We start from the raw sequence: 16299 nt of genomic DNA on the forward strand, positions 1-16299 counted from the left end.
GAGCGCACCAGGGAACTCTAGTCTGCCGTTCCTGTCGATAGGGCCCAACGTCGGACCAGATCGAGACTGTGTGACGCCCAGAACGATTCCACGTCGACGGGCGTGTTGCCCGCGCGCAGACGAGCTGCCATGGCCTCGACGTCTCGAGCATCATCGTAGGCGGGTCCGAACAGCTCGCCCACGTAGTACTCGGTGAAGGGGCTGCGACGCACCAGGACGTCGCAACCGAAGCTGGCCGCTTCGAAGAGGACGGTGCTGGCTACGCCGACCACCGCGCGGCAGTCGGCGAGCGACTCGTAGAGGTCGTCGTGGGGGTCGATCTCCACACCGACGACGTCGATCAGAGAGGGATACCGGTCGGCGAGAGTCGCGCGCTCGGAGGGGTGCGGACGGAAGCGTAGCCGCCAGCCCGGCAATTTCTTGCGTAGGGCCAAAATGAGACTCGTCGTTGCATCGGGGTCAGTGATGCTGCTGGCGATCAAGGCGATGTTCTCGCGGTCTGCGACCGGTGGTGCCGACGCCATCGCCCGTTGCAGATGCGGCTTGCCGATAGTCGTCAGCGTTGCAGGATGCTGGATACTGCGGCCCCAGTACTCGCCGAAGAGAAGCAGCTCGTCTGGAATCTGCGAATGCAGGCCCTCATGGCGGAAGATGCTGCCATAGTTGTAGGCAGCGTGGGACGGGCCGATCCACCCGTGCTGAGGTTCTGCGACGTGTCGGCCATCTTTTTTCATCGCTTGGATGAGTCCGCCGCGGTGACCGTAGGACGCGTCCTCCAGGACAACGGTGTGAGGGTCGAGACGATCGATGACCGTGAGAAATGCGTCCTGCAGGAGAGGTGCTCGCCGTTCCTGGTAGCGAACCGACGCTGCGATCGTCCGCTCTTGCTCAGCGGAGATCGCACCAGAGAAGAGTGCCGCATAGCGGTGCACGAGAACATCGATCGCTGTTGCCGTCTCCGTGGACAGTTCTCTTCGATACGTACGTAGATCCGTGCGTGCGTTGATCGCGTCCAGGCTGCGCGTGCGCGGGAAGGCCGGCTTGATTCCGGGGTGCGGCGGGGTCCACTGGAGCAGAGTTGCCTCCGGGCCGAGGGCTTCTGCGAGATCGCCGACGAGCCAATTGCGCTCGTACCCGCCCTCCCGGGAGGTCGTGACGCCGCTCGCGACCATGACAACGGGGGAGCGCCCCCGAAGCCACGCTGCGTCATGCCTGGAAGGGAGGAACGACCGTGCGAGTCTGCGATAGGTCTTCGCCCGAGATTGCCGTTGGGGCACCCCGGTTTCGCCGAGTTCCACGGCGGCGAGGGCGCTCGCAAAGAACATGCGCACCCGAGGCCAGAGCGGCAATGCTGTGCCGGGGAGCGGTTCCAGGAGTTCGGAGGGCTCGGAATCCTCGACGTCGAGAAGTAGACGAACCGATCGGCTGTAGGGCAGGCCCGTTGAGGGGGTCATCGCGCCTGCTCGTCGTCTCCGAACACCGATTCCATGATGTCGCCCCAAATCTCCGACTGCTTCTCGCTCGAAAGCTCGACGGCGTGCGCGGAAGAGGCGCTCTTCCAGGATTCCACGTCGTCGACCGTGATCTCGCTCAGAAGAGCAGCGAGAGAAGACGCCTCGAAGTCGGGCATTACCCGGCCGATACCGTTCCTCGTGACGATGCGTTTCATCTCCGGCGACGGTCCGACGATGACTCCCAGGCGGGCCTGGATGAAGTCGAAGAACTTGTTCGGGAGGCACCAGGCAAGATTGAAGGTGGTCGGAGCGAAGATGCTCAGACCGATGTCGTAGCGATTGAGCGTGGGCACGAGCTGGGCATACGGAACCGCGTCGTTGAACCGGATCCGCTCATCACCGCCAGCGCGTTCCTTCAGGGACTGCAAATAGGCAGAACCATCGTCGACAAGGAAGAAGTCCAGGGTGACGTCTGCCCGCGTCTGTAGGACGGCGTCGATCATGATCTCGAGTTTGCGCTGGACGCCGGGGACGCCTGAATGGACGAGCTTGATCGGTTGCTTGACAGCGCCGGGCGTCAGGTCGTGGAAAGGCGTCGCGTTGATCACGACCGTGGACACGATGCCGAAGTTTCGGTAGTACTCGTCGGCGATGCCCTGCCCAACGGTCACGATCGCGGCCGATTTGGCCACATATGTGCGACACAGCCACCGCACGTACGGAGCGATGAGGATGCGCCAGAGCCGCGAATGCTCATTCTGCCGAGGCGAGTATTCGTGCAGGTCTGCGATCACTCCGTGCGTCGTCGACAGAGAGCTCGCGAGGGCACTTGTCTGCGGATCGTGTGCGATGATCGCGTCCCACTGCGTGCCTGCCAGTCGCGAGCGTGCGGCGTCGTCGCGAGGACTGAGCGACGTGACCAACGGGTAGAGACGCAGAAGGAGCAGGGCCAGGTAGAGCGCGCGCCCGAGCAGACCTCCGCGATACGGTCGGCTATCGTGCAGTTCGATATGGGGGAGATCATCGAAAGGAGCCGGCCCGAATCCGGCGGTCGTGACGTCATGGTGCTGCCGGAGGAATCGAATCTGTTTGAGTGCTCGCGGTTCCCTCGCGATGGGCGTGTAAGTCAGGACGAGAATTTTTCGACGGACGGTCACAAGGAAGCTCCTCGATCGACGGAAGGGGCGGGCGCGCTCAGGACTTCAACGCGCGTATCTGATCCGGCGTCGGATAGGTGATCAGCACGGCGCGGTGCTTGCCGTTCAGGACGAACATGCTGCCTGCAGCAACGGCGGACGCGCCTGCTTCCAGGGCCGGCGCGAAGTCTGCGTACCCGGAGGCGCCTCCAAGCGCGATCACCGGCACCGTTACTGCCTCTGAGACGGCAGTGACGAGCTTGAGGTCATAGCCAGAGAACGTCGACTCCCGGTCGATTGCAGAGACGATGATCTCACCTGCTCCGTGCTCTTGGGCCAGCCGCGCGGCCTCCGCGGGCGTCATCCCGAGCTTCTTCTTCCCCCGTTGCGAGTACGTATCCCAGCCCCCCGTAAGGCGCTTCTTCGCATCGACACTCACCACCGTGCTCGAAGAACCGAGCGCAGCCGAGATCTCGCCGATCGCCTCGGGTCTGTTGAAAGCAGCAGAGTTCAAGATCACCTTCTCGATACCGATACCGGTGATGCGCTGAGCTTCGGCGGCGGATGACACCCCGCCGCCGTAACCGACGGGCATAAAGGCCTCGCTGGCGATCTCCTCGATGAGTGAGTAGTTCACCCCCGCGCCTTTGACGGACGAGTCGATGTCACAAATAACAAGCTCGTCGACTTGCTTTTCGTTGAAGATGCGTACGGCGTTGATCGGATCCCCGATGTACTTGTCGCCGTGGAACTTCACCGGCTTCACAAGATAGCCGTCGCTGACGAGGAGGACGGGGATGACACGGGGGAATGCACTCATATGTTCGCGAAGTTCCTCAGAATGGTCATGCCGAAGGTGTGGCTCTTCTCGGGGTGAAACTGGGCGCCCATGACATTTTCGCGGCGGACCATCGAGACGAAGGTGTTGCCGTACTCAGTCTCCGCGAGCGCATCTTCCGTCGCCGAGGGGACGACATGGTAGCTGTGCACGAAGTAATAGCGGCTGTCCTCCATGACACCATGGAGGAGGGAGTCCGAGCGCAAAGCTCGTGCGTGATTCCAACCCATGTGGGGAACGCGGAGCCGGGGGCTCTCAACGAAGCGCTGGCAATGCCCGGGGATCAGGCCGAGGCCGTGTTCGCTTCCCTCGGCGCTCGTGTCGACGAGCAACTGCATCCCGAGGCAGATGCCCAAGAGCGGGCGCCCCGTGCGCGCGAACTGTTGCAGTCCCTCATGGAGACCGCTCTCCTTGAGGAGGCGGACCCCGGCGTCGAACGCTCCGACCCCCGGGAGAAGTACCCGCTCGCTGTCGAGAACCTCTTCCGGGGTCGTCACACGCCTGCTCTGGACGCCGACGCGTTTGAGCATGTTCGCGACAGACCCGAGATTTCCCAGACCGTAGTCGACGAGGGAAACAGTCATTTGCGAATCCCGAGCGCCCTGAGCACCTTCATGGGAACACGAACGAGTGCCATTGCGAGCTCCCATTGCTTCTTCGCATTCGGGTACTCGCTGTAGTCCTTCGGCGGCTGCGCATAGATGCGCTCGAGTTCGTCGACGCTGACGCCCAGCTTCTTGGCGATGAACTCGTGATCCTGTTTCCGGAGTCCCTCGGGGTAGTTCTCCGTCTCCATGAGTTCGAGCGCTTCCTCGCGAGTCATCTGATCGGACAGGATCAGCGAGGAGTAGTGAGCGATGCGCTTGTCGAATCCGAACTTCATGGGGAGGTAGTAACCCTGGAAGTAGCGCGTGAACACAGACTCGTAATGCTTACCGCCGTAGTCTCGCCACCCGAGTTCCTCTGTGATCTCCCGCTTCGCATCTTTGTAGCGATAGGGCATGAGGTTGAGCGGCTTGACGGTCTTCACACCGCGGAAGTAGGGGTACCAGATGTGGCGCTTGAAGAGCCCCATCAACGGATAGGTCTTGAGCTTGACGGAGCCGAACCGCTTCTGGATGCCTTTGACGTGCTTGGCATCGGAGGCGTTGTATCCCCAGGACTGAGGCAAGATCGACTCGCTCGCGAGGTTCGCCCCCGAGAGGATGTACTTGATCCCGTACTTGACGGCCTGCTGGTAGGCGACCCAGCCGAAGGCGTGATCGGTGGGGATATCGCAGTTGGCCACTGAGGCCTTGAAGAAGGACAGTTGCAGGTCCTTCATTTCCCGCCAGTCGACGACGTGGGTGTAGAGATCGAGATCGAGGCGGGAGACGATGTTGTGGATGTTGTCGACGGCGAGCTCTGAGTTCCAGCCGCTGTCGAAATGCACGGCAAGGGGGCGGAGGCCGAGCTTGACCGCTTGGAGAATGAGGAAGGTGCTGTCGACCCCGCCGGAGACGCCGACGATACAGTCATAGGGCTTGCCTTGGCCGGCGCGCTTGATCTCTGCAACAAGCTCGTCGAGTTCGCCAGCTCGCTGTCCGCTCTGCGCTGCCTCAACGTCAGCCCGCATCATTTCATCGAAGCGGAGCGCATGAGAGGAGACGCCCTGCTCGTCGAACCAGATTTCCGGATCGGTGGTGTCCATGATGGTTCGCACACACCGCTGATACGGCCGAGACTCGTCAGGAGTCTGGACGGATTCTCCGTTTACGATTGCCAACCTGTTGCTCCTTGATCCCTCGGTGACGCCGAGGTTCGTCGTGGGGACGGTTCTTCGTCGCGTGTGGGCGACAGAAATTCTTCGTCAAGATTACACTTCGTGCGGTCCCGAAGGCTGAGCGCCGCCGATTCCCTCAGCGGGCATGGGCGCAAGACCTGCAAGCGCCGCTTGCCGCGCGAAATCTGGCACGGCCGCGACGACTTCATCGAATGTTCCCGAGTGCACAAGACGGCCGCCCTTCATGAAGAAGATCTGATCGGCGTGCTTCACGGTTGCCAACCGATGCGCCACGGTGACGATGGTGCGTTCGCCGGTCATGGCGCGGATGGAATCGCTCACTGCGGCCTCAGTCTGCGTGTCGAGCGCACTGGTTGCCTCGTCCATGACGAGAACGAGGGGATCGGAGTACAACGCCCGGGCAATCCCGATGCGCTGTCGTTGCCCACCCGACAGTGCCATGCCGCGCTCTCCCACAGATCCCCGGATTCCATCTCGGCGGCTCGCGACGATGTCCCAAACGTGGGCGCTCTGTAGCGCCTCGATGACGCGTTGTTCGTCGTAGTCATCCGTCCAGGTGAGAGCAACATTTTGTGCCAGGCTCGCGTCGAAGAGCGCGACTTCCTGCGGCACATACGCGACGTGATCTCGCCATGCCCTCGCGACATGCTGCACATCCAGCCCGTCGATCTCGATGCGTCCAGACTGCGGCTCGAGAAGTCCGAGGAGGAGATCGACCAGGGTGGATTTCCCCGAGCCCGAAGAGCCGACGAACGCCACCGATGTTCCGATATCGATGTCGAACGAGACACCTTCGACCGCGGGGTCAGCGGTCGGGTCGTAGCCGAAGGTGACGTCACGGAAGCTGATCCTGTGGATCGGCGAGGGCAGCGGCACGGTCGGTCGTTCGTTGACCGAAGTGATGTGGTGCTCCGCAGCGGTGAGCTCGTCGATGACACGCCGGGGGTAGATCGAAGCAGCCAGCATCTGCGAGATTGCCGCTTGAAACCGGATCACGGAGGGGGCCATGCGGAACCCTGCGAGGGCGAAGAGCGCCACGGCGGTAATCGCCTGCTCCTGTCCGCCGATCAGGAATCCGGCACCGCCGACGACGATGAAGCCGCCGATGATTCCTGATTCCAAAACGTAGCGAGGCACCTGACCCAGGAAATAGATGTTCGCCCGTGCCCGTGCGCTGCGTGTTCGGCTCCGCTCGACGACCTCGGCCACCTCAGGCTCTTTTCGGCGGAGGGTGACCTCCTTCAGGGCCGACATCACCTCAAGGATGAGACGGGAGGTGCGGATCGTTGATTCGACGTTGATCTCGCCGGCGCGGCGAGAGTGGCGAGCGATCCACAGATAGAGCACGGCTGCCAGCGCCAGCAGATAGACGAGAGTCACCAGAGCGATCAGCGGCTGAACGATGGCTATGGTGCCCACCATCACAACCATGCTCACTACCTCGCCGAGCAACGTTGCTCCGGGCCGAATGAACGAGTTCACTGCGGCGTCGACACCGCCGTCTGTGAAACGGAGCATGTCTGTGGAGTTCTTCGTGAGACGTTCCTGCCAGGATGCGCCGAGGTAGGCCCGGAACAGTCGATCCCCGAGAGCGACCTCGTAGGTGGCGATGCGCTGCGATCCCCAGCGCATCACGAGCGCGGAAAGAGCGCCTTTCGTGATCATCAGCGCGCAGATGACGAGAATCGCGACGACTACACCTGCGTTGTCGAGAGTGCCGACGAGCGGAAGGGTCACCGCATTGCCGACGGAAAGTGGGCCGATCACGACGGCCAGCAGAGCCAAGGCAGCAGCGTCGAACACGGCGAGTGACGCGAGGAGTGTGGCGTAGACGTTGAGGAAACGACGTGCGTCCGTGGGAAGCGCCTGCAGGAGCTCGCGATAGAGGTTCAGAGCGATCTTCACGCTTTCTCCTCCTGTGGGGGGATTTCGCCGCCGGACCGCGCACCCAGGATGCTCTCGATGACTGCGCGGATGTGAGCCGCGTCGTTTTCGAAGCTGAGCTCCTGCGCTGCCGCATCCGAGGCGGCCTTCGCTGATCTTACGGATTCCATGTCGAGTGACGTTAGCGACTGTGCGCACGATTCCGGTGTGAAGTCATGGCTGATCACACCCAGGTCGTGGCGCGTGACCAACTCGGCCATCTCCGGCGACGGGCCGACAGCCACCATCAGACGCGCCTGTACGAAATCGAAGAACTTGTTGGGCAAGGTCAGGCGTGCGTTCGTGTGAGTGGGGGGGATCCAGAACACCCCGACGTCGTACGCATTGAGCACTCGGGGGAGGTCTTCCGGCGGGACTGGCGGGTGGAAGGTGATCCGGCTGTCCGGCGCGGCTGACGCACGGAGCTCTCGCAGGTAGGCTCCTCCGTCGCCGCCGGGCATGAGATAGAGATCTAGAGTGAAGCGCGCATCAAGCAGTTTCATTGTCTCGATCATGAGTTCGAGTCGTCGCCCGTGAATCGCTGCTCCGCTGTGGACGAGCCTGATCTGTTCGTCGCTCACGGGCGAAGGCTTGAGGGCGCGGAATCCGCCGGCATTGCGCATGACCAAGGCAGGCACATCGAACTGCTGCCGGTAGAGGGCGGCAATGCCGTCTCCTACGGTGGTCACGAGCGCCGACGGCGGCAGATACGTCCTGCATAGATGCACCATGAACGGGGCGACGAGCAAGCGCCAACGGAGAATGTGCGTGCGCTCTTCGGGGGCCCATTCATGCATATCCGCCCAGACAGGAGCTCCGTCGGCTATGCGGTGCGCCACGCCCAGCGCTCGTGCCTCGTTCGCGACGACCAAGTCGAAAGTATGCCCGCCGACGCGGTTCGCTGTCCAACGAACAGCCGGCGCGGAGATCTCAGCCGACCTGTGCATTCGCAATGCGAGGCGCACGATTCCGAGCGGCGTCTGGGGCAGGGTCGAGAGGCCTTCGGGAACTTGGTGATGCGCGAACACGCCGTCGGGAGCCGCTCCGAAGCCCACCGTGGTGACATCACCGATCTCACTCAGAAGCGAGATCTGTCGGAGGACGCGCGCGTCGCTGCGCAGAGGGGAGAGGGATATGCACAGGATGCGTGGCCGCTCGTTGCTCATTCTGTGGCATCTCTTTCTCGGCTTGGGTGGGGTTTCGCTTCGGGGTTCAGCCTGTCGACGATGCGATCGGCCACGGCCCTGAGTGACCAATTCGCCTCTGCCCACTCTGCCCGCTGTCGGGTCTCCTGCTCGTCGCGCTCGTGCCGAAGCGCTTCGAGCATCGCGTTCGCTACAGCAGCAGGCTCGTAGTCCGCGGTCCATCCGGATCCCGGTTGATCGAAGAACTCCTGGTCAGCATTGTCACCCGCATAGACCACAGGGACACCGCAACCAGCGGATGCGTACATCTTCGTCGGGAACGCGTCGTAGCCGTGCGGGAGCATGCTCGCCAAGGTAGCGCGTGCTCCGCGGATCCACATCGCCGTCTCCTCAGCGCTCATGCGTGACATGAATTCGACGGCACCCGGTGCCAGCGCTTCAGCTGCCTCGGAGATCGCGTCTCTCTCCGAACCCTGTCCGATGAACACGATTCTCGCATCCGGAACTTCGCTGAGAACGAGAGGCAGGGCCTGGATGAAAATGATCGCTCCATGAACCTCTGAAGCCGTGCCGGCGTAGAGAAGGTACGGTCGCTCGGAGACGATCATGGTGCCGTCGGGGCGGAAGACATCGGTGTCGAAACCGTTCCCGACGACGGTGACCGTAGCGGTTTCACACACCGCGAGAACGCGCTCAGCGACGGACTCCGAGACAGCGAGCACCGAACGCGCACCTACATAGGCGAAACGTTCGAACGAGCGGACCACTCGAACGACGAAAGCGGGCGCGCCGGCGACAGCGGCTGCCTCTGACCACACGTCGGCCGCGTAGAAGTGATACGGCGTGCGGCGCGCCCAAGCAGCGACGCGCATCATGACGCCTGTGGTCGGCGGGGGTTCAACGATGAGCGCGTCGAATCGGCGCGCGAAGAGCACGCGGAAGAAGGCGGGCACATCGAAGCTCAAATACTGGAGATACCCGCGGACATAGCCGGCGCGATCGCGTAGCACCGGCGCGCGGGAGACGGAGTAGTGCTCGGAGGGCTCGGCGGACGGAGTGCCACGTGGAGGGGTGCTCGTGAAGACTGCGACGTTCGCTCCTCCGTCGTGCAGACGACGGGCGAGCGCTCGCAAACGCAGAGAGGCAGCGCCGGGTTCGGGCGTGAAGATGCGCGAGACGAGCGCGATCCGGCGCCCAATGAGGGAATCCACCTTTCGATTCTGCCTGAGACTCGCCTGAGCATTGACCGGACGTGCTGACGCCGGGAGCGTGGATGGCGTTCACGTGGTCCTCGCACCATAGAATGAAGACCATGCGTATCGCCGTCGTCGCCCTCGGAAAGATCGGGCTTCCCCTCGCCGTCCAGTTCGCCTCTTCCGGTCACGAGGTGATCGGCGTCGACGTGAACCAGAAGGCCGTCGACACGATCAACGCAGCGCAGGAGCCTTTCCCCGGCGAGGCCGAACTCCAGGAGCGGCTCTCCGAGTTGGTCTCCTCCGGACGGTTGCGGGCGACCACCGACTACGGTGATGCGATCCCCGGTGCGGATGTCGTGGTGCTCGTCGCTCCCGTTTTCGTGAACGATGAGACCTGGGAACCGGACTTCAAGTACATGGACGCCGCGACCCGCTCGCTCTCCGAGCACCTGACCCCTGGGACCCTCGTCTCCTACGAGACGACGCTCCCCGTGGGGACCACCCGCACCCGCTGGAAGCCGATGCTCGAGGAGGGCTCCGGACTTGTCGAGGGTGAGGACTTCTTCCTGGCATACTCACCCGAGCGGGTGCTCACCGGTCGGGTGTTCGCAGACCTCCGCAAGTACCCGAAGCTCATCGGCGCGCTCTCCGACGAGGGCAACCGCCGCGCACGCGAGTTCTACGAGGCGGTGCTGCAGTTCGATGAGCGCCCCGACCTTCCTCGTCCGAACGGGGTCTGGGACCTCGGCACGACAGAGGCCTCCGAAATGGCCAAGCTCGCCGAGACGACCTACCGCGACGTGAACATCGGCCTCGCGAATCAGTTCGGGCTCTTCGCCGCCTCGCACGGGATCGATGTCTACAAGGTCATCGAAGCCTGCAACTCGCAGCCCTACAGCCACATCCACCGACCCGGCATCGCCGTCGGCGGCCACTGCATCCCCGTCTACCCGCGTCTGTACCTGTCGACGGACCCCGATGCCGACATCGTCCGTGTGGCGCGTCAGCTGAACGCCTCCATGCCGGAGCGGCTCGTCGCGCAGGCAGAAGGCATCCTGGGCGACCTGAGCGGGCAGCGCGCGGTCGTGCTCGGCGCGGCCTATCGCGGCGGCGTCAAGGAGACGGCGTTCTCCGGCGTCTTCCCGACGGTGAAGGCCCTTGAGGATCGCGGTGCCGAGGTCGTCGTGCATGACCCGCTGTACACCGACGAGGAGTTGCGAGGCCTTGGCTTCGAGCCGTACACGATCGGCGGAGAAGTCGATCTCGCGATCCTGCAGACCGATCACGCCGACTACAGGGAGCTCACGCCTGCGCAGCTGCCGGGCATCAAGCTTCTCGTCGACGGACGAGCGGCGACAGATGCGGCGCGCTGGGCCGGTACGCCGCGCATCGTCGTCGGCACTGCGCACACCGAGGCCTGACGCTGACGCTGATCCAGACGCCGGAAGCCCCGTCGTCTGTCAGGAGGGGCTTCCGCCCTGACATCCAGGCGCTACGCGCCATCGCGATCCTCGCGGTCGTCTTGAATCATCTGTGGCCGATGCGCTTGACCGGTGGATACATCGGTGTCGATGTGTTCTTCGTGATCTCCGGATTCCTCATCACGAGTCATCTGGTCCGCGACGCGACCTCGAGCGGACGTATCGCGCTCGCGTCGTTCTACGCCCGGCGCGTGCGGAGACTGCTCCCGGCCGCGCTCCTCGTACTCCTCGTGAGCGCGGTCGGAACCCTCCTGGTCTTGCCCTACCCGCGATGGACGCGCGGCGGAGCCGAGATCATGGCGAGTGCCGGCTACGTCGAGAACTGGTTCCTCGCCGCGATGTCGGTCGACTACTCGGCTCTCAACGACCAGGCAACCGTGGCGCAACACTATTGGTCTCTGTCGGTCGAGGAACAGTTCTACCTCGTTTGGCCACTTCTCCTCCTCGCCACCTGGTGGTGGGCTGCGAAGAAGGCGTGGCGTCCGCGCCTCGTGGCCGCGATCACGCTCAGCGTCGTCGTCACGCTGGGCATCGCGATCAGCATGTTCGCGACCGCGGGGATGCCGAGTCAGGCATACTTCGTCACCTACACGCGTGCGTGGGAATTCGGCATCGGCGGCCTCCTGTCTCTCGTCACGTTCCGACGACTGCCACGGCTCGCAGCCAACGTCGTCGCGATCATCGGGTTCGTCGTGATTGCCGTGTCGGCCGTGGCGTTCGGGCCGGAGACTCCGTTCCCTGGCGCGTATGCGCTCCTCCCCGTACTCGGCGCGGGAGCGGTAATCGCCGCGGGCACTGTCACGCAGCGGCTGTGGCACTCGCGGCTCACTTCCCTGCGCCCCGTGCAATGGCTCGGGGACGTGTCGTATTCCCTCTATCTGTGGCACTGGCCGCTGATCGTCCTTGTCCCGTCGGCATTGGCGAGCACGATGACGACGATGATGAAGGTCGGCATCCTCGGTGTCGCCTTCGTCCTGGCTTGGCTGACGTATCGGCTGGTGGAGCGTCCCGGGCAACGCTGGCGCCTGGTCGCCGCGTCGAATCGACGTACCTTCCTTGCCATGCTGGCAGGCATGGCGACTGTGATCGTCGCCGGGGGTGCCCTGATGCTGGCCGGCAACGTCCGCGCGGCAGCGGACGTGCCGCCGATCTCCGTGACCATCCAGGAATGTGTCGGGCCGCAGGCAATGCCGCAGTCGGTGAGCTGCGAAGACCGCTTCGCTCCAGCCGTGGAGACCGTCATGGGGCCGCGGAACTCGTACTTCCACGTCCCGGCAGAGTGCGTCGCCCGCCGGGACCTGCTGCCGTTCGGCGACAAGACCGCCACGGTGGAATGCGACTTCAGCGATGGCACCGAGGATCCGACCACAGTCTGGCTCGTCGGCGATTCGCACGCGCAGCAGTGGCAGGGGACGGTGTTCGATCTCGCGCGTCAGAACCACTGGTCGGTGACGGCGAGTTTCGGGGGCGGATGCCCCGTCATCGATGTCCCGTTCGTCGGCTTTCGCAAGGCGGCACCCGGAGCCGATCAGCAAAAGTGTCGGGACTGGTCGACGGCCGTGCGCGCAGCCGTCGTCGAGCAGAAGCCCGATTTCGTGCTGACCTCCTCCGCCGGCCGCGTACAGCTCGTCGAGGACGGGTCGGGTCGTCCTCAGGACGTCCAGTTCGCCGACGGGCTCGTGCGTACCTGGACGGAGTGGGCTGATGCGGGCATCACCGTCATCCCCCTCGGCGGTGTGCCGTTCAACGGAGAGGTGCGCTCTCCCGACTGCGTGGTGGTGAACGCCGGCAACCCTGGCGCCTGCGCCGTTCCGAGATCGGAGGCGCAGCCCAGCGACCCCTATCTCGTCGCGGCCGCACAGTCGGCGTCGCCGGCGATCCGCGCCTTCGATGCAGATCCCTACTTCTGCGACTCGGACGCGTGCTACGCCGTGATCGGTGGAGTGTCTGTCTACTACGACGCCGATCACCTCAATCTGGACTACGTCCGTCGGTTGGCGCCGCCGCTCGCCCAGGCGATGGGGGTCGCTGGCTGAAGCTCCCAGCCAGACGCCGATACGATGGACGACATGGATCTTCTTGTCGTCGGGTCGGGTTTCTTCGGCCTCACCATCGCCGAGCGTGCCGCCGAAGCCGGCCGCAAGGTGACAGTCATCGACCGCCGCCACCACATCGGAGGAAACGCCTACAGCGAGGCGGAGCCCGAGACAGGCATCGAGGTCCACCGCTACGGAGCGCATCTGTTCCACACCTCGAACGCGACGGTGTGGGAGTACGTCAACCGCTTCACGAGCTTCACGAACTACGTGCACCGCGTCTACACGACGCACAAGGGCACGGTCTTCCCCATGCCGGTCAACCTCGGCACCATCAATCAGTTCTTCCAGTCGGCGTACACACCCGACCAGGCCCGCGCGCTCGTGAAGGAGCAGGCGGGGGAGTTCGACGTCAAGACGGCTTCGAACTTCGAGGAGAAGGGCATCGCCCTCGTGGGACGCCCGTTGTTCGAGGCGTTCTTCCGCGACTACACCGCGAAGCAATGGCAGACCGACCCGCAGAAGCTCTCGGGCGACATCATCAGCCGCCTGCCGGTGCGCTACACGTACGACAACCGCTACTTCAACGACACGTGGGAGGGTCTTCCGACTGACGGCTACACCGCGTGGCTGGAGCGTATGGCGGATCACCCCAACATCGAGGTGAAGCTGAACGTCGACTACTTCGACGACGCCCAGCCGCTCAGCAAGAAGGCGACCGTCGGACAGGTTCCCGTCGTCTACACCGGCCCGGTCGATCGCTACTTCGACTACGCGGAGGGGGCGCTCAGCTGGCGCACGCTCGATTTCGAGCAGGAGGTGCTGAACGTCGGCGACTTCCAGGGCACCAGCGTCATGAACTACCCCGACATGGACGTGCCCTACACGCGCATCCACGAGTTCAAGCACTTCCACCCGGAGCGCAAGGACGTGTACGACTCGGACAAGACCGTCATCATGCGGGAGTTCTCCCGGTTCGCCGAGCGCGAGGACGAGCCGTACTACCCGGTCAACACCCCGAGCGACCGTGAGGGGTTGCTGGCCTATCGCGAGCTCGCGAAGGGGGAGGACGGCGTGCACTTCGGCGGGCGCCTCGGCACATACCAGTACCTCGACATGCACATGGCCATCGGCTCGGCGCTGTCGCTCTGGAATAACACTCTCTCCTAGACTCGACATCGTGAGTCACGCTGCTGTCGGGGCGCCCGGGACGCCCCGGCGTTATCTGCATTCGCTGTGGCTGCTCTCGGCTCGCGACCTCAAGGTCCGCTACGCCACGAGCTCCCTCGGGTACCTCTGGTCGATCCTCGACCCCCTGGTCATGAGCGCGATCTACTGGTTCGTGTTCACGGAGATCTTCCGACGCAGCGTGGGGGAAGATCCCTACATCGTCTTCCTCATCGTGGCGCTGCTGCCGTGGGTATGGTTCAACACCTCGGTGTCCGACTTCACCCGCGCGTTCAAGAAGGATGCCCGGCTCGTCCGTTCGACGGCGATCCCGCGCTCGATCTGGGTCAACCGCATCGTGCTGAGCAAGGGCATCGAGTTCCTCTTCTCGATGCCGGTCCTGGTGCTCTTCGCCGTGTTCAGCGGTGCGCATGTGAACTGGCTGCTGCTGTGGTTCCCGGTGGCGGTCGTCTTGCAGACGATGCTTCTGGTCGGGCTCGGGCTCCTGGTCGCGCCGCTCTGCGCGCTCTACACCGACCTGGAACGGACGACGGCGCTCATCCTGCGGGCACTCTTCTACGCCTCGCCGGTGATCTACAGTTTCCGGGACCTCCCGGCGCCGTTCGACGTGATCGGCGCCTTCAACCCGCTCGCCGGGATCTTCACCCTCTACCGCGTGGGCTTCTTCGCCGACCTCTGGGATCCGATGCCGATCCTGATCAGCGCGGTGATGTGCGTGGGAATTCTCGCGCTCGGGATGTGGACGTTCGGACGCCTGGAGCGACCCGTGCTGAAGGAGCTGTGATGGCTGCGGCGATCGAAGTCACGAACCTCGGTGTGCACTTCCGAAGAAACCGGCGCGGGCGCCGGAGTTTCAAGGATCTCTTCGCCGGTGCCTCCCGCAGGTCTCGCCCGGGGGAGTTCTGGGCGCTGCGCAACGTCTCCTTCACCGTGCAACCCGGTGAGTCGATCGGCGTCGTCGGACGCAACGGTCAGGGCAAGTCCACGCTGCTTCGCCTGGTCGCGAAGGTGCTGCTCCCCGATGAGGGGACGGTCAGTGTCAACGGCGGCGTGGCTCCCTTGATCGAGATCACCGGAGGCTTCGTGGGCGACCTCACCGTGCGCGAGAACGTCCGGCTCACGGCGGGCCTGCACGGGATGTCCCGTGACGAGGTGTCGCGTCGTTACGACGACATCATCGCGTTCGCCGAGTTGGCGGGGTTCGAGGAGACGCCCTACAAGCACCTCTCCAACGGCATGAAGGTCCGTCTGGCCTTCTCCGTGGTATCCCAGCTCGACGAGCCCATCCTGCTCGTGGACGAGGTCCTCGCGGTCGGCGACAAGGCATTCCGCGACAAGTGCTACAAGCGCATCGACGAGCTGCTCGCCGACGGACGCACGCTCTTCTTCGTCAGTCACAACGAACGAGATCTTCGTCGGTTCTGCACGCGGGGCCTCTACCTCGACAAGGGCGAGCTCGCTCTCGATGCGCCGATCGGCGAGGTTCTGGACCGCTACAACGCCGATTACGCGGCGTGACGGTCGTTCAGAGTCCGGCCAGGCTCCTCAGCTGCTGAACCGACGACCGGGCAGCCTCGACGGCTGCGGCGACGCCTGAGCCGTCGGTGATGGCGCTACGCAGCTGGGAGAGGCGGGTGGCGTAGGTCGAGACCCCTTCGCGCCATTGCTGCTCGATCGAGGACGGAGGGAGCGCGTCCGACAGCCGTTGCGCGTCCTGCTGCAGCGTGTCGAGGACCGGCAGTGCGTCCTGGCCGCTCGCACCGGCGATGATGTCGAGCCCTCGGGGCGCGTCGCCCAGCCATCCGCTGACCCGTTCGCGGAAGACCGCGATCGAGGGATCAGCCACCGGCGGCGCTGTGACCTGCGGCGTCTGCACCGGTTCGGGGGTGGGTGAGGAGGTCGGCGTCGGAGTCGCAGTCGGGGTTGAGGTGGCCGAGGGCGACGGTGAGGCGGAATCCGTCGGTGCCGGCGCGTCCCCGCGCGGGAGGAAGAAGAACAACAGTGCACCGACTATGGCGAGTGCAGCGACGACGAGCCCGACGATCAGCCAGACCTTTCCGGTCTTCTTCGGCTGCGCGGGCAGCGGGGCCCAGCGGAGCTCGGGCTGCGGTTCGTCCAT

General features: G+C 64.2%; 14 protein-coding genes. 5 read left to right on the forward strand and 9 right to left on the reverse strand.

Annotation, left to right across the window (positions count from 1 at the left end):
* Positions 1-17 precede the first annotated feature (17 nt).
* The 8 genes from E0W80_RS07655 to E0W80_RS07690 form a co-directional block, all read right to left on the reverse strand.
* Positions 18-1172: a hypothetical protein gene (locus E0W80_RS07655; protein ID WP_165875419.1), complete on the reverse strand. Its 1155-nt coding sequence runs from the start codon at positions 1170-1172 to the stop codon at positions 18-20.
* A gap of 278 nt (positions 1173-1450) precedes the next feature.
* The gene (locus tag E0W80_RS07660) at positions 1451-2611 is read right to left on the reverse strand and encodes a glycosyltransferase family 1 protein (RefSeq protein WP_131491956.1); all 1161 of its coding nucleotides are present in this window, start codon (positions 2609-2611) and stop codon (positions 1451-1453) included.
* Between the two features lie 37 nt (positions 2612-2648).
* Positions 2649-3410: an AglZ/HisF2 family acetamidino modification protein gene (locus E0W80_RS07665; protein ID WP_131491957.1), complete on the reverse strand. Its 762-nt coding sequence runs from the start codon at positions 3408-3410 to the stop codon at positions 2649-2651.
* Positions 3407-4012, reverse strand: a complete 606-nt coding sequence (gene hisH, locus E0W80_RS07670) for an imidazole glycerol phosphate synthase subunit HisH (RefSeq protein WP_131491958.1) — start codon at positions 4010-4012, stop codon at positions 3407-3409. Before hisH ends, E0W80_RS07665 begins: the two co-directional genes overlap by 4 nt.
* Positions 4009-5130, reverse strand: a complete 1122-nt coding sequence (locus E0W80_RS07675) for an N-acetyl sugar amidotransferase (protein WP_227991543.1) — start codon at positions 5128-5130, stop codon at positions 4009-4011. Before E0W80_RS07675 ends, hisH begins: the two co-directional genes overlap by 4 nt.
* A 153-nt stretch (positions 5131-5283) precedes the next feature.
* On the reverse strand, positions 5284-7116 hold the full coding sequence (locus tag E0W80_RS07680) for an ABC transporter ATP-binding protein (protein WP_131491960.1): 1833 nt from the start codon (positions 7114-7116) through the stop codon (positions 5284-5286).
* The gene (locus tag E0W80_RS07685) at positions 7113-8300 is read right to left on the reverse strand and encodes a hypothetical protein (RefSeq protein ID WP_131491961.1); all 1188 of its coding nucleotides are present in this window, start codon (positions 8298-8300) and stop codon (positions 7113-7115) included. Before E0W80_RS07685 ends, E0W80_RS07680 begins: the two co-directional genes overlap by 4 nt.
* The gene (locus tag E0W80_RS07690; RefSeq protein WP_131491962.1) at positions 8297-9490 is read right to left on the reverse strand and encodes a glycosyltransferase; all 1194 of its coding nucleotides are present in this window, start codon (positions 9488-9490) and stop codon (positions 8297-8299) included. The genes E0W80_RS07685 and E0W80_RS07690 overlap by 4 nt, the downstream gene beginning before the upstream one ends.
* Positions 9491-9591: 101 nt before the next feature.
* Between E0W80_RS07690 and E0W80_RS07695 the strand changes: the two genes are divergently transcribed.
* From E0W80_RS07695 to E0W80_RS07715, 5 genes are all read left to right on the forward strand, one after another.
* Complete coding sequence (locus tag E0W80_RS07695; RefSeq protein ID WP_131491963.1) at positions 9592-10896, forward strand: nucleotide sugar dehydrogenase; 1305 nt, start codon at positions 9592-9594, stop codon at positions 10894-10896.
* 62 nt (positions 10897-10958) lie between these two features.
* Positions 10959-12992: an acyltransferase family protein gene (locus E0W80_RS07700; protein ID WP_227992066.1), complete on the forward strand. Its 2034-nt coding sequence runs from the start codon at positions 10959-10961 to the stop codon at positions 12990-12992.
* A 33-nt stretch (positions 12993-13025) separates the two neighbouring features.
* A complete protein-coding gene (glf, locus tag E0W80_RS07705) occupies positions 13026-14162 on the forward strand; it encodes a UDP-galactopyranose mutase (RefSeq protein WP_131491965.1) in 1137 nt (378 codons plus the stop codon).
* 10 nt (positions 14163-14172) lie between these two features.
* Positions 14173-14964 carry an ABC transporter permease gene (locus tag E0W80_RS07710; RefSeq protein ID WP_131491966.1) on the forward strand — a complete coding sequence of 264 codons (792 nt, stop codon included), beginning with the start codon at positions 14173-14175 and terminating at the stop codon, positions 14962-14964.
* Positions 14964-15698, forward strand: coding sequence for an ABC transporter ATP-binding protein (locus E0W80_RS07715; RefSeq protein WP_131491967.1), 735 nt, complete (start codon positions 14964-14966; stop codon positions 15696-15698). Before E0W80_RS07710 ends, E0W80_RS07715 begins: the two co-directional genes overlap by 1 nt.
* A 7-nt stretch (positions 15699-15705) precedes the next feature.
* Here E0W80_RS07715 and E0W80_RS07720 read toward each other — a convergent pair whose 3' ends face one another.
* A complete protein-coding gene (locus tag E0W80_RS07720; RefSeq protein ID WP_131491968.1) occupies positions 15706-16299 on the reverse strand; it encodes a hypothetical protein in 594 nt (197 codons plus the stop codon).

Source organism: Microbacterium sp. PI-1 (assembly GCF_004337555.1).
Taxonomy (GTDB): Bacteria; Actinomycetota; Actinomycetes; order Actinomycetales; family Microbacteriaceae; genus Microbacterium; species Microbacterium aurugineum.

Bases quoted from the DNA above. Each gene is read 5' to 3' on its own strand.
- E0W80_RS07655 (WP_165875419.1), bottom strand. From the start codon at position 1,172: ATGGTCGCGAGCGGCGTCACGACCTCCCGGGAGGGCGGGTACGAGCGC.
- E0W80_RS07665 (WP_131491957.1), bottom strand. From the start codon at position 3,410: ATGAGTGCATTCCCCCGTGTCATCCCCGTCCTCCTCGTCAGCGACGGC.
- hisH (WP_131491958.1), bottom strand. From the start codon at position 4,012: ATGACTGTTTCCCTCGTCGACTACGGTCTGGGAAATCTCGGGTCTGTC.
- E0W80_RS07685 (WP_131491961.1), bottom strand. From the start codon at position 8,300: ATGAGCAACGAGCGGCCACGCATCCTGTGCATATCCCTCTCCCCTCTG.
- E0W80_RS07695 (WP_131491963.1), top strand. From the start codon at position 9,592: ATGCGTATCGCCGTCGTCGCCCTCGGAAAGATCGGGCTTCCCCTCGCC.
- glf (WP_131491965.1), top strand. From the start codon at position 13,026: ATGGATCTTCTTGTCGTCGGGTCGGGTTTCTTCGGCCTCACCATCGCC.
- E0W80_RS07715 (WP_131491967.1), top strand. From the start codon at position 14,964: ATGGCTGCGGCGATCGAAGTCACGAACCTCGGTGTGCACTTCCGAAGA.
- E0W80_RS07720 (WP_131491968.1), bottom strand. From the start codon at position 16,299: ATGGACGAACCGCAGCCCGAGCTCCGCTGGGCCCCGCTGCCCGCGCAG.